Source organism: Ramlibacter sp., assembly GCF_029866045.1.
GTDB lineage: Bacteria > Pseudomonadota > Gammaproteobacteria > Burkholderiales > Burkholderiaceae_C > Ramlibacter.
This window is the reverse complement of record NZ_JARXAB010000135.1, coordinates 1-13,408: the sequence shown is the minus strand read 5'-3', so window position 1 is coordinate 13,408 and position 13,408 is coordinate 1. Positions and strand designations below refer to the sequence as shown.

Annotated in this window: 11 protein-coding genes; 7 read left to right on the top strand and 4 right to left on the bottom strand. The window is 68.2% G+C overall.

Features of this window, described 5'->3' with window-relative positions:
• On the bottom strand, positions 1-357 hold a 357-nt coding region (locus QE494_RS14040), incomplete at its 3' end, for an RNA-binding protein (protein WP_300044195.1).
• Positions 358-864: 507 nt separating this feature from the next.
• Here QE494_RS14040 and QE494_RS14035 point away from each other — a divergent pair.
• The 5 genes from QE494_RS14035 to QE494_RS14015 all read left to right on the top strand — a co-directional run bounded on the left by QE494_RS14035 (position 865) and on the right by QE494_RS14015 (position 6,182).
• Positions 865-2,013 (top strand): homoserine O-acetyltransferase, encoded by a 1,149-nt coding sequence (locus QE494_RS14035; protein ID WP_300044193.1) that lies wholly within the window; start codon positions 865-867, stop codon positions 2,011-2,013.
• Positions 2,010-2,594 (top strand): methionine biosynthesis protein MetW, encoded by a 585-nt coding sequence (gene metW / locus QE494_RS14030; protein ID WP_300044191.1) that lies wholly within the window; start codon positions 2,010-2,012, stop codon positions 2,592-2,594. Before QE494_RS14035 ends, metW begins: the two co-directional genes overlap by 4 nt.
• Before the next feature lie 52 nt (positions 2,595-2,646).
• Complete coding sequence (gene chrA, locus QE494_RS14025; protein WP_300044188.1) at positions 2,647-4,020, top strand: chromate efflux transporter; 1,374 nt, start codon at positions 2,647-2,649, stop codon at positions 4,018-4,020.
• Between the two features lie 75 nt (positions 4,021-4,095).
• The gene (locus QE494_RS14020; RefSeq protein WP_300044186.1) at positions 4,096-4,629 is read left to right on the top strand and encodes a type III secretion system chaperone; all 534 of its coding nucleotides are present in this window, start codon (positions 4,096-4,098) and stop codon (positions 4,627-4,629) included.
• Positions 4,630-4,703: 74 nt separating this feature from the next.
• A complete protein-coding gene (locus QE494_RS14015; protein ID WP_300044184.1) occupies positions 4,704-6,182 on the top strand; it encodes a M20 family metallopeptidase in 1,479 nt (492 codons plus the stop codon).
• Positions 6,183-6,255: 73 nt separating this feature from the next.
• On the opposite strand, the gene QE494_RS14010 is transcribed toward QE494_RS14015, so the two are convergent.
• From QE494_RS14010 to QE494_RS14000, 3 genes are all read right to left on the bottom strand, one after another.
• The gene (locus QE494_RS14010; RefSeq protein ID WP_300044182.1) at positions 6,256-7,434 is read right to left on the bottom strand and encodes an MFS transporter; all 1,179 of its coding nucleotides are present in this window, start codon (positions 7,432-7,434) and stop codon (positions 6,256-6,258) included.
• A gap of 84 nt (positions 7,435-7,518) precedes the next feature.
• Complete coding sequence (locus QE494_RS14005) at positions 7,519-8,253, bottom strand: 16S rRNA (uracil(1498)-N(3))-methyltransferase (protein WP_300044181.1); 735 nt, start codon at positions 8,251-8,253, stop codon at positions 7,519-7,521.
• Positions 8,254-8,317: 64 nt separating this feature from the next.
• Positions 8,318-9,391: an aminoglycoside phosphotransferase family protein gene (locus QE494_RS14000; protein WP_300044180.1), complete on the bottom strand. Its 1,074-nt coding sequence runs from the start codon at positions 9,389-9,391 to the stop codon at positions 8,318-8,320.
• A 71-nt stretch (positions 9,392-9,462) separates the two neighbouring features.
• On the opposite strand from QE494_RS14000, the gene QE494_RS13995 reads away from it, so the two are divergent.
• Both QE494_RS13995 and QE494_RS13990 read left to right on the top strand, forming a co-directional pair.
• The gene (locus tag QE494_RS13995; protein ID WP_300044178.1) at positions 9,463-11,907 is read left to right on the top strand and encodes an LPS-assembly protein LptD; all 2,445 of its coding nucleotides are present in this window, start codon (positions 9,463-9,465) and stop codon (positions 11,905-11,907) included.
• Between the two features lie 4 nt (positions 11,908-11,911).
• On the top strand, positions 11,912-13,345 hold the full coding sequence (locus QE494_RS13990; RefSeq protein ID WP_300044176.1) for a peptidylprolyl isomerase: 1,434 nt from the start codon (positions 11,912-11,914) through the stop codon (positions 13,343-13,345).
• Positions 13,346-13,408: the final 63 nt, after the last annotated feature.

Sequence of the window (13,408 nt, the reverse complement as noted above, 5' to 3'; positions counted from 1 at the left end):
GTCGCCACGACCGCGACCACCTCCACCGTAGCCGCCGCCACCACCGCCGCCGCCGCCGTAGCCGCCACCGCCGCCACCACCACCGAAGCCGCCGGTACGCGGGCGGGCTTCCATCGGACGGGCCTCATTGACCACCACGTTACGGCCGCCGAGGGCTTGGCCGTTCATGCCTTCAATCGCCGAGGTGGCTTCGTCTTGGGAGCCCATTTCGACGAATCCAAAGCCTTTGGAGCGACCGGTGTCGCGCTCCATCATCACTCGGGCGGAAACCACTTGGCCAAAAGCGGAGAAAGCTTGCTCGAGGTCGCTATCGCGCACGGAATAGGGCAGGTTGCCCACGTACAGTTTGTTGCCCATGAAAACGGGACTCCTAAAGAAACATTGAGACCAGCGATGGAGTCCCGAAAGCGCCAGAAACTTGCTGACAACGCGAAAGTGACCTGTTCACCGCAAACCATGAGGAGGTTTCCTTACGGACACCACCCCAGCCGCATTATGGGACACAGATCTCCTGCCGGCGCAAGGCCCGTGGGCTTCAGCAGGCCAGCTCGGCCGTCAACTGTGGTCGATTTGCCTCAGATTCAGCGCGTTCGGGGCTCTTTTTACCCCTGCCGATGGCTTCCTGGAGGCCATTTCGGACTCTTTCAGGCTTTTGCGGGCACTTTTGTATGCGCGCGGTCGCCTCCGCTCCAAAGCACCCAGGATGGGGCCGTCCGGGTCACCAGCCCCCCGCTGACAGGCCCTATACTTCCTGACAAGCGCCGATTTGCTTTCGCTTGCGGGCGCTTCCAACAAGTACTGCTAAAGACGGAGTCCGGCCCGGCCGGCATCGTTATTTGGCGATGCCGGCTTTTTTGTTGCTCCATGACCCTGGTTGTCCAGCCCCAATCGATGCGCTTCGACGCGCCGCTGCCGCTGCAGAGCGGGGCTTCGATCCGTGGCTACGAGCTGGCCTACGAAACCTACGGCACGCTCAACGCCGACCGCAGCAATGCGGTCGTGGTCTGTCACGCGCTCAATGCCTCCCACCATGTGGCCGGGGTGTACGCGGACCAACCGGGTTCCGAGGGCTGGTGGGACACCATGATCGGCCCGGGCAAACCGGTCGACACCGACCGCTTTTTCGTCATCGGCGTGAACAACCTGGGCTCCTGCTTTGGCTCGACCGGCCCGATGAGCGTCAACCCAGACACCGACCGCGTCTACGGCGCCGACTTCCCGGTGGTCACGGTCGAAGATTGGGTGGACGCCCAGGCCCGGCTGCTCGACGCGCTGGGCATCGAGACCCTGGCGGCGGTCATGGGCGGCAGCCTCGGCGGCATGCAAGCCCTGTCATGGACGCTGCGCTACCCCGCCCGGGTACGCCATGCGGCGGTGATCGCCAGCGCGCCCAATCTGAACGCGGAGAACATTGCCTTCAACGAGGTGGCCCGCCGCGCCATCGTCACCGACCCTGACTTTCATGGTGGCCATTTCTATCGCCACGGGGTGGTCCCCAAGCGCGGCCTGCGCATCGCCCGCATGATCGGTCACATCACTTACCTGTCCGACGACGTGATGAACGAGAAGTTCGGCCGCGAGCTGCGCGGGGCCGTCGGCGAGGCTGCACGCGAGGTCTACCACTACACCACCCAGGACATCGAGTTCCAGATCGAAAGCTACCTGCGCCACCAGGGTGACAAGTTCAGCGAGTACTTCGACGCCAACACCTATTTGCTCATCACCCGCGCGCTCGACTACTTCGACCCGGCGCGCCACCACGGCGGTAGCCTGACCCGGGCACTGGCCGCCGCGACGGCTCGGTTTCTCCTGGTGAGCTTCACCACCGACTGGCGCTTTTCGCCGGCCCGCAGCCGTGAAATCGTCAAGGCGCTTCTGGATAACCGGCGTGACGTGAGCTACGCCGAGATCGACGCCCCGCACGGCCACGATGCGTTCCTGCTGGAAGACCCGCGCTACCTGGCGGCGGTGCGGGCCTGGTTTGGGCGCATCGCGATGGAGCTTCCGTCATGAGCGACCGCCACCTGATGCACTCCATTGCCCGCTTGGTGCCGCCCGGCTCGCGGGTGTTGGACCTGGGCTGCGGCGATGGCGCCTTGCTGGATTTCCTCAAGCGGGAGCGCGGCTGCAGCGGCTACGGGGTCGAGCTTTCCGACGCCAACGTGCTGGCCTGTCTCCAGCGCGGGGTCGACGTGATCCAGCTCAATCTGGACGAGGGCCTGGCGATGTTCGGCGACGACAGTTTCGACGTCGTGTTGCAGATCGACACCCTCCAGCACCTGCGCAACACCGAAACCATGCTGGTGGAAACTGCGCGGGTGGGGCGTGTGGGCATTGTGGCCTTCCCCAACTTCGCCCATTGGCCCAACCGCCTGGCAGTGCTGGGTGGGCGCATGCCGGTGACCCGACGCCTCCCTTACCAGTGGTACGACACGCCCAATATCCGGGTCGGCACCTTCAAGGACTTCGAGGCCTTGGCGACCAAGAACCGGCTGGCCATCCTCGACGCCTTCGGCATGCAGGACGGCCGGGAGCTGCGCTTCATGCCCAATGCCCGGGCGTCGACCGCGGTGTTCCGCTTCGAGCGGGCCTGAGCCGCATGACCTGCGCAGGCGTTCGGTGAGCCAGTCGCCAGACGCTCCCCGCATGGCCGAGGCGCCTGCCGCGGTGCCGATTCGCGAGGCCCTGGCCTTCTGGCTCAAGCTCGGGTTCATCAGCTTCGGCGGCCCCGCGGGGCAGATCGCCCTCATGCACCGCGAGCTGGTTGAGCGCCGACGCTGGATTTCCGAGGGCCGCTTCCTGCACGCGCTCCACTACTGCATGCTGCTGCCTGGGCCCGAGGCGCAGCAGTTGGCGACCTATTTGGGCTGGCTGATGCACCGCAGCGCCGGCGGTATCGCCGCGGGCCTGTTGTTCGTGTTGCCCGCCCTGCTGCTGCTGATCGCACTGAGCTGGGGCTACCTGGCCTTTGGCCACCTGCCGGGGGTGGCCGCCTTCTTCGCCGGTATCCGGCCCGCGGTGGCGGCCCTGGTCATGCAGGCGGTTTGGCGGCTGGGCAGTCGTACCTTGTCCCATCCCGCCCGTGCGCCGGCGCGCTGGGTCATTGCCCTGGCCGCCTTTTTGGCCGTCGCCGTCTGGGCCGTGCCTTTCCCTGCGGTCGTCGCCGCTGCAGCCCTGGCCGGCTGGCTTGGCGGCCGTCTGGTCCCCGCGCAGTTTTCCAGTGCCGGCGCTGCGCATGCCGGTTCGGCGGCGTCGGCAAATGCGCCGGCCCTGATCGACGACCACACCCCCACGCCCGCCCACGCGCGCTTCTCCCGTCTCGGCCTCGCGCGCGTCGTCGGCGTAGGCGCGCTCTTGTGGCTGCTGCCTCTCGCGGCGCTCCTGGCCTGGGGCGATGGTGGGCGCGCGCTGGCCGCCATGGGCTGGTTCTTCACCAAGGCCGCCTTGCTCACGTTCGGCGGCGCCTACGCGGTGCTGCCCTATGTGCACCAGGGCGCGGTCGAGCAGTACCAGTGGTTGACCGCCGCCCAGATGGTCGACGGGCTGGCCCTGGGCGAGACCACGCCGGGCCCGCTGATCATCGTGGTGGCGTTCGTGGGGTTTGTCGGCGGCTGGACCCACCAGCTCTTGGGCCCCGATGCACTCGCTGCGGCTGGCGTGGTCGGCGCCTGCGTGGCTACCTGGTTCACCTTCTTGCCGTCCTTTCTATTCATTCTCGGCGGCGGGCCGCTGGTCGAGTCCACGCGCGGCCGGCCCGGCTTGACCGCGCCCCTGGCGGCAATTACCGCCGCGGTGGTCGGCGCGATCGCCAGCCTGGCGCTGTATTTCCTGGCGCTGGTCGCCCGCGGGCCGGCCCTCGGCCCGCCCGGGCCACTCGGCCTAGACTGGCCGGCCCTTGCGCTCACCGCCTTGGCTTTGCTGGTGTTGCTGCGGGGCCGTCTGGGGGTGGTCCCCGTGATTCTGGGCTGTGGTCTTTTAGGCGTGATCTGGCGCCTTGTGGTGCAGCAGTTAGCTCTTTAGAATTAAGCTGACTGGTCCGGCGCGTTTGCCGGTCAGATGGGCAGTCTGCCCTTGACTTGATTCCTGGAGAGCGACATGTCCCTGAGCGACGCCCATTCCTCGTCGACCCTGCCCCTGGAGGCGCTCGTGGGTCAGCCGCAGGACGCGATGCCCGATGTCATGGCCCACCTGGCCGCCGTCGAGGTGGAGTCCGCGCAGCGCTTCGCCGCGCTGATGCCCCGGGTGGTGCGAAAGGCCCTGGCCGATGCCGACCCGGCCGCCGTCGAGCAGGCCATCGCGGACGGGGGCTTCGTTCTCAACGACAGCACGGTGGTCATGCGGCACAACACCGAGAACGACCAAATCGAGTTCTTCTGCGACGTCGGCCTGCCTGAACCCCATGCGCTGGAAGCTTCCTACCGCATCGCGCTCGAAATCAACCTGTGCCGCACCTACCCCGGCATCACCCTGGGCGTGCATCCGGAGTCGAGCCGCCTGGTCGCCACGACCTCCATTCACAGCCTGCTGGTTGGTGACGACGAGGTCTGCCTCAACGTGCTGGAGCTTCTCACCCGGCAGGTCGGCCTGCTCAGGGATAGCCAGGCCATTCCGCTTCAGGTGGAGGTCTGAGGGCCATGGGTTCACCGGGCTAGGTAGGCCTTACCATGGGGGGGCGTGATTGAACTTCAGGAAGTCTTGCCGCCATGAACGCTCCCCTGCACCACGAACTGCCCCCCTCTGGCCTGGACCCGGTCCGCGCCCTCGATCAGGTGACCCGCCAGTGGGACACCGACATCCTGCGCCAGCTGACTGATTACGTCGCCATCCCCGCCAAGTCGCCAGGCTTTGACCCCGACTGGGCGGCCCACGGCCACATCGACACCGTGCTGCGCAATGCCGCCACCTGGGTCGAGGCCCAGAAGGTCGACGGGCTCACCCTCGAGGTCGTGCGCCTGCCCGGGCGCACGCCGGTGCTGTTCTTCGAGGTCGCCGCCACCCGCGCCGCCGCATCCAGCGCGCAAACCGTGCTGATGTATGGTCACCTCGACAAGCAGCCGGAGTTCAGCGGCTGGCGCGCCGACCTCGGCCCCTGGACGCCCAAGTACGAGGACGGCAAGCTCTATGGCCGAGGCGCTGCCGATGACGGCTATGCGGTCTACGCCAGCATTGCTGCGGTGCAGGCGCTCAAGGCCCAGAACGTGGCGCATCCACGCATCGTCGGCCTGATCGAGACCAGCGAGGAGAGCGGCTCGCGTGACCTGCTGCCCTATATCGATGCCCTGCGAACGCGGCTGGGCGATGTCGGCCTGGTGATCTGCCTCGACTCGGGCGCCGGCAACTACGAGCAACTCTGGCTCACCACCTCGCTGCGTGGCATGGCCGCCGGTACGCTCAAGGTGCAGGTGCTCACCGAAGGCGTCCACTCCGGCGACGCCTCGGGCCTCGTGCCCTCGAGCTTTCGCATCATGCGGCAGGTTCTCGACCGGCTGGAAGACAGCCAGACCGGCCGGCTTCTGCCCGAAATCTTCCACTGTGACGTTCCGGCCCAGCGTCTGGAGCAGGCGCGCGCCACCGCCGCCATCCTGGGCGACGAGGTCTACAAGCGCTTTCCCTGGGCCCATTACGACTGCGGCGGCGCCACCGCCTTCGCCCTGCCCACCACCACCGACCCGGTACAGGCCCTTATCAATCGCACCTGGACGCCGACTCTGTCGGTCACCGGCGCCGAGGGCCTGCCGGCCTTGCAGGACGCAGGCAATGTGCTGCGCCCCTACACCGCCTTCAAGCTCTCGCTGCGTCTGCCGCCCTTGGTCGATGCCGCGCAGGCGGTGCAGCGGCTCAAGGCCTTGCTGGAGGACAACGCGCCCTACCAGGCGCATGTGACCTTCGAGCCCTTCAGCGCCGCCACCGGCTGGAACGCGCCGGACACAGTGCCATGGTTCGAGCAGGCCCTGCACCGGGCCTCACAGGCGCATTTCGGCGCGCCTTGTGGCTACATCGGCCAGGGCGGCACGATCCCGCTGATGAACATGCTGAGCGAAGGGTTCCCGCAGGCGCAGATGATGGTTTGCGGCGTGCTGGGCCCGCGCAGCAACGCGCACGGCCCGAACGAATTTCTGCACGTGCCCTATGCCAAGCGCCTCACCGCCGCGGTGGCTGAGGTCATGGCGGCCATGCCCTGAGCCACTGGGCAGCTCCCGCGCGACCCTCATTGCACCGCCGCTTGGCGCCGGCCCCGCTGCCGGCACCGCGCCGTCAGGGCGAGGCGGGCGCGGACCGGCGCTGAATCCAGGCCAGCCAGCCCAGGGCCAGCCCGCACAGCGCCACCGGCACCAGTGAGCCGGTGTTGAGAATGTTCCAGCCCTGGGTCGTGATTAGCACGCCCGAGGACAGCGAGGTGACCGCCATGGTCACGAAGACAAAGAAGTTCAGCGCGCCCTGGGCTTGATCGCGCTCTTGCGGGCTGTAGGCCGCCAGCGAGAGCGTGGTCGAGCCGGTGAAGAGGAAGTTCCACCCTACGCCCAGAAGGAACAGTGCGATCACGAAGTTGTGCAGGTTGACGCCGCTGAGCGCGATGGCGATGCAGATCAGGTTGAGCACCACGCCCGCAGCCATCACCTTCAGCGAGCCAAAACGCTTGATCAGGTTGCCGGTGAAAAAGCCCGGCGCGAACATGCCGATCACATGCCACTCCAGCACGAAGGCGGCGTCTCCGAAAGGCAGGCCGCACTGCTGCATGGCCAGGGGCGTGGCCGCCATCAGCAGGTTCATCACGCCATAGCCCATCGCCCCCGTCAGGGCCGCGACGACGAAAACCGGTTGGCGCAGGATTTGCCCCAGCGGCCGTTTTGGCGCCGCCGCCCCGGTCGGCGCTGCGGACGGTGGAAAGCGCAGGAAGGACATCAAAACGAGGCCGGCAAGGGCCACCCCGCTGAGGCCCAGGTAGGCGCCGGCAAAGGGCGCCGACAGCAGGTCACGCCCGGCGGCGGCGAGGTTGGGCCCGGCGATGGCCCCGATCAGCCCGCCTGCCATCACCCAGGACACCGCCTTCTCGCGCTCGCCGGCCCCGACCAGTTCCGCGGCTGCGAAGCGGTACAGATGGGCGTTGGCGTTGTAGTAGCCGGCCACCACGGTGGCCAGCACCAGCAGTTCGAAGTTGCGCGTGACCGCCGCCCAGGCGCACAGCAGGGCCGACGCCAGCCCCACGATCAGCCCGAGCTGGAAGGAGCGCTGGCGTCCGTAGCGCCGCTGTGTCCGGGCCACCAGCCCGGTCGACAGGGCGCCGCCCACCACATAACCCATGACCGGCAGCGTCGCCATCCAGGGCAGAGGCGCCAGCGCAAACCCGACCAGCCCGTTGATCGCGATGAAGGTGACGTTGTTGGTGAGGAACAGGCCCTGGCAGACGGCCAGGAGCAGAAGGCGGGGATTCATCGCCCCATCATGCCGCAGCGGTGGGGGGCTTCAAGTCGCCAGCGCGTCTTCTCGGCCCGCCGGGGCCGCAAGCCGTTCTTGCGCTCAGCTCGCAGCGCCGCCAAGCGTGAGCCAGGACAGCGCCGCCAGTGGCGCCGTCTCCGCCCGCAGCACGCGCGGACCCAGCGTCACCGGCTCAAAGCCGGCAGCGCGCGCCTGCCCGACTTCCTGGGCAGAGAGCCCGCCCTCGGGGCCGGAAAGAAGCAGCACTGCTTCGTGCGTGTCCCCAGCCACGGCTTGCGACAGCGGCCGGGCGTCCCCCTCCAACGAAAGAACCAGACGGCGAAGCGTCGGCGCCACGGGGGCTGCCAGCCAGTCGGCCAAGCCGCGTGGCGTATCGATCTGCGGCACGCGGTTACGCCCGCATTGCTCGCAGGCGGCCGCAGCCACGCCTTGCCAGTGCGCCTGCTTGCGCTCGGCACGCTCACCCGACAGCCGCAGTACGCTGCGCTCGGTGATGAGGGGCGCAATGCCCGCCACGCCCAGCTCGGTGGCCTTTTCCACCAGCCAGTCCATGCGTTCATTGGCTGGCATGCCAGGCGCCAGCCAGACCGCGCGCCCGGCCTCGCGCTCGATGGGTGCGTGCGTGCCGACCTCGACCTGCACCTCGCTGCGGCCCATGCGGGTGATGGTCGCCTGCCACTGCCCGCCCCGGCCATCGAACAGGGTCACCGTCTCGCCGGGCTGCATCCGCAGCACCTGCACATGGCGGGCGGCGCCGGCCGGCAGCGCCAGATGCGCGCCCTCGGACAGGGGGTCGGGGCAGTGAATGCGCGGCATCAGGGGCGTGTGTTCCGTAGGGACAGCGGTGGGAGATGAGACCAGGCTGCGAAGCGCAGCCGCCTCAGCTGCGACCGAAGCTGAAGGCCTCGGTCATAGAGGTGCCCTCGACCTGGTCCACCAGACGCAGCAGCGGGGTCAGTTCGCGGTAGCGTCGCGCAGTGGCGCGGATGTAGGCGATGAAGCGTGGCGTGTCGGCCAGGTACTTGGGCTTGCCGTCTCGCAGGGTGAGGCGGGCGAAGATACCGGCCACCTTGAGGTGGCGCTGCAGTCCCATCCACTCCACCGCGCGCCAGAACTCGCCGAAATCGGCGTCCACCGGCAGGCCCGCCTTGCGCGCCGCCTGCCAATAGCGGACGGTGATGTCGAGTACCACCTCCTCGTCCCAGCTGAGAAAGGCGTCCCGCATCAGGCTGGCGATGTCGTAGGTGATGGGGCCGTGGACCGCGTCCTGAAAATCGAGCACGCCCAGCCGGGGTTCGGCCGGCTGGACTGGGATCATCAGGTTGCGGGGCATGAAGTCCCGGTGCACATACACGGTGGGCGCCGCCAGGTTGCGGGCGATGATGAGACGAAAGGTGGCGTCCAGCGTCTCGCGCGTGGAGGCCTCCACCGCGACGCCGCGGTGCCGTCCCAGGTACCAGTCCGGGAACAGCTGGAGTTCTCGCAGCAACAGAGCCTCGTCGTAGGCGGGCAGCACGCCTGGCCTGGAGGCCTGTTGCCAGGCGACGAGGGCCTCGAGCGCGCGCAGGTACAGGCCCTGATTGGCCTCGGGCCGCGCGGGGTCGATGACCTCCATCATGGTTTGGCGACCCAGGTCGTCCAGCAGCATGAAGCCATGTGGCTCGTCCCAGGCCAGGATCTGCGGCACCAGCAGGCCGGCGGTCTGCATCAGGCCGGCCACCTTCACGAAGGGACGGCAGTCTTCCTTGTCCGGCGGGGCGTCCATGATGATGCGGCTGGTGCCCGCCTCATCGTCGATGCGCAGGTAGCGGCGAAAGCTGGCGTCAGCGGAGGCAGGCCGCAGGCTGCCGGGCACCAGCCGGTGGGCCTGGCGCAGCGCGCCCAGCCAGGTGTCGAAACGCGCCTGGCGTGCGGTGTCGCTCCAGGTGACGGTCTGCAGGGTGGGTTCGCTCATGGATAATTCATTTTACAAAGCGGTCTGCGCGCCTCCTGGCGCCAAACGGTTTGTTGAGGCCCGCCCCATTGATGTCAGCTCGTCTGTCTGCCCGTTTTTCCGCCTCGTTGCCGCGCAGCCCAGCGCCGCTGCGCGCGGTGGCGCTGGCGCTGGCCCTGTTGGCCTTGCCCACCTGGGGCTGGGCCCAGGCGATCGCGCCCCAGGCGCCAGCAGCCGTGTCCCGTATGGGGGCCGAAGCCTCCAAGGGCCAAAACCCCCAGCAGCTGCGGCGCAGCCTGATGCTCCAGCCCCGCATCCCGCGCCAGCAACGTGCACAGCAGCCCCTCTTTCTCGAGGGCGGGCGCGTCGAGGGCCGCACTGAGCTGGAGACGACGGTCGAGGGCCAGGCCGTCCTGCGCCGGGCCGACATCGTGATGCGCGCCGACCGCATTCACTATGACCAACCCACCGACACCGCGCGCGCGCAAGGCCAGGTGCGGGTCAACCGGGCCGGTGATGTCTTCGAGGGCCCGGCGCTTGAGTTGCAGGTCGATGCCTTTCAGGGCTTCTTCAGTGCGCCGCGCTACCGCCTACTCAAGAATGACGCCCACGGTCAGGCCGAGCGAATTGACTTTCTCGACAACGATCGGATCAACATTCACCGGTCTAGCTACACCACCTGTCAGCGCAGCGATGAGCGCAGCTGGCGGCCGGCCTGGATGCTGACCGCGAAGGAGATCCGTCTGGACAACGAGGCTGGCGTGGGCGTGGCCACCGGGGCCATGTTGCGGGTCTTCGGCGTGCCGGTGGTGCCGCTGCCCTACCTGAGCTTTCCCTTGTCGGACGATCGCAAGTCCGGGCTGCTGCCGGCGACGACCGGCGGAGACAGCGTCAATGGCACGGTGGTATCGGTGCCCTATTACTGGAACATCGCGCCCAACCGCGATGCGACCATCACCCCCACACTCATGGGTCTGCGCGGTCTGGAGCTGGGCAGCGAATTTCGCTACCTCGAGCCGGATTTCCGTGGCCGTGCACGGCTGAGTGTCCTGCCCGATGACCGGCTGCGCGATGGGCGCAACCGCTGGGCCCTGGGACTCGAGCATCAGGACCGGCTGGCGCGCGAGCCCTTTCCTGGCGGGCTGGGCGTCACCCTGCGCGTCAACCGGGTCAGCGACAACGACTACTGGCGTGATTTCGGGCGCAACTCGATTACCCAATCCCAACGCTTGCTGGGCAGCGAGGGCGCTCTGACCTGGACGCCCCCCGGCGCCCGCTGGAACCTCTCGGCCCGGGCCCTGGCTTGGCAGACCCTGCAGAGCCCCGACACCATCATCCCGCCGTATGACCGCCTGCCCCAGGTCACCGCGCGCTATGCGGACAATCTGCCCGCCGGTATGCGGGGCCAGCTGCTGGCCGAGTACACGCAATTCCAATCGGTTTCCTCGCTCACCTTGCAGCCCAATGCGCAGCGGGCCCTACTGATCGGCACCTTGGCGCGGACCTGGCGCGACCCCGGGTATTTCGTGACGCCGCAGTTGCGGCTGCACGCGCGCCATTACCAGTTCGATGCTCCTTTGTCGGTGAGCGGTGAGTCCTCGGCCGGGGTCACGGTGCCGACCTTCAGCCTCGACAGCGGCCTCATTCTGGAGCGTGACACCCAATGGTTCGGCCGCTCCCTGCTGCAGACGCTGGAGCCGCGCGCCTACTATGTGTACACGCCGCACCGTGCGCAGAGCCAGCTGCCCAACTATGACTCGGCCGCCACCGACTTCAACTTCGCCACGATCTTCACCGACGGCGCCTACGCCGGCAACGACCGCATTTCCGACAACAACCTGATCACTTTGGGCCTGACCAGCCGCTTTCAGGACGCGGCCAATGGCGCGCAGCTGGCGCGCCTGGGTGTGGCCCAGCGGCTTCGCTTCGCCGACCAGCGGGTGACGCTCACTGCGGCCGACTTGGGGGCAACCGATCGCATCTCCGACCTGCTGGTGGGTGGCTCGGTCAACTGGACGCCGCAGTGGAGCACCGACCTCACCGCCCAGTACGACCCTCGGCAGCGCCTGTCCGAGCGTGCCACCCTCAACGCCCGCTATTCGCCCTCACGTTATCGTCTGGTTCAGGGCGCCTACCGGTTCCAGCGTGACACCAACAGGCAGGTGGACCTGAGTTGGCAATGGCCGGTCAACGACCTGTGGGGTGATCGGGGCCAGGACCAGGGCTCGGGTCGCGGTCTGGGTGGCGACCGCTGGTACAGCGTGGGTCGCCTCAACATGAACCTGGTGGAAAAGCGGCTGATCGACTCGATCGTCGGCCTCGAATACGACGGCTGCTGCTGGGTCGGCCGGGTGCTGCTCGAGCGTCTGCGGGTGGGGGCACCCACCGCGCAGACCCGACTGCTGTTCCAGATTGAGCTGATTGGCTTCTCCCGATTGGGAGATAACGTCTTGGGCGCGCTCAGGACCAATATCCCTCGCTACGAATTCCTCCACGGCCAGGTGGCCCCGCCCAGCCGTTTCACCCGCTACGATTGAACGGATGTCTCCTCGCCCCTCTCTGATGCTGCCGTCTGCCCTCGCGCTGCGCGTGCTGGCCCTCACCTTGGTGCTGTCCAGCTCGGCTCTGGCCCAGTTGCGCCGAAGTGCGCCGGCGCCCGCCAGCGCCGCGCCCGCCGCCGCCCCGGCACCTGCTGTCATTCCTGCGCCTCCTCCTGCCTCAGCCGCAGCGCCGGTCCCTGCAGAGCCGCAGGCGGCTGACTTCATCGTCGCGATCGTCAACTCCGAGCCCATCACCAACAGCGAGGTTCGGGCGCGGCTGCCGCGTCTGCAGCAGCAACTGGCTCGCCAGGGTGGCTCACCGCCCCCCCGCGAGCAACTGCTGGAGCAGATTCGAGACCAGCTGATCAATGAGCGCGCGCAGTTGCAGGTGGCCCGCGATGCCGGCATCCGTGCAGATGTCCCCGCCGTCGACCAGGCGGAGCAGGATCTGGCCCGGCAGAACGGTGTGGATGTCGCGGAGCTGCGTCGTCGCGCGCTGGCCGAGGGCGTATCTGAGAAGCAGCTGCGCGAGGACCTCAGCCGCCAGCTGATTCTGGTTCGGGTGCGTGAGCGCGAGGTCGAGGCCCGTATCGCGGTCTCGGAGCGCGAGATCGACGACTTCCTTCGCGAGCAGGCCGCCGCCGCAAGTGGTCAGGCGGTCGCGCTGAACCTGGCGCAGGTGCTGATTGCCGTGCCTGAGACCGCCTCGCCGGCCCAGGTGGAGGCACTGCGATTGAAGGCCGAGCGCATTCGCCAGCGCGCCCAGGCCGGTGAGGATTTCGCCGTGATCGCGCGCGAGGCCTCGGACGCACCCGACGCGGCGGCCAGCGGCGGCGCCTTCGGCCTGCGCCCGACGGACCGCTACCCCAGTGTTTTTCTCGACGCGACCCAATCCCTGGCCGTCGGCGGCGTGAGCGCAGTCTTGCGCACCGGCGCTGGTTTTCATGTGCTCAAGGTGCTGCAAAAGCAGCAGGAGCCCTCGATGGCAGTCACCCAGCAACGGGCCCGCCATATTCTCCTGCGCCCGGGCCCGCGCCTGGCCGAGGCGGCGGCACGGGAGCGTCTGGCCGAGTTCAAGCGCCGCATCGAATCCGGTGCGGCCGAATTCGCCCTGCTGGCCCGGGAGAACTCGCAAGACGGCAGCGCCGCGGCTGGCGGTGACCTGGGCTGGGCCAACCCCGGCATGTTTGTGCCCGAGTTTGAGGCGGTGTTGGCGAGCCTGGCGCCGGGCGAGATCGCGCCGCCCTTTACCTCCCGCTTCGGTGTCCACCTCATCCAGCTTCTGGAGCGCCGGAAGGTGGCGCTGGGCCCACGTGAGCAGCGTGAGGCGGCGCGCAATGCGCTACGCGAGCGCCGGCTGGACGAGGCCTATGCGCGCTGGGTCCAGGATGTGCGCGGTCGCGCCTTCGTGCAGCTGCGCGAGCCGCCCCAGTGAGACCGGCGCCCGTCTGTCCGGCTGCTGGCCGCCCGCCGTGAAGCATGTCGCGCGCAAGCGCTT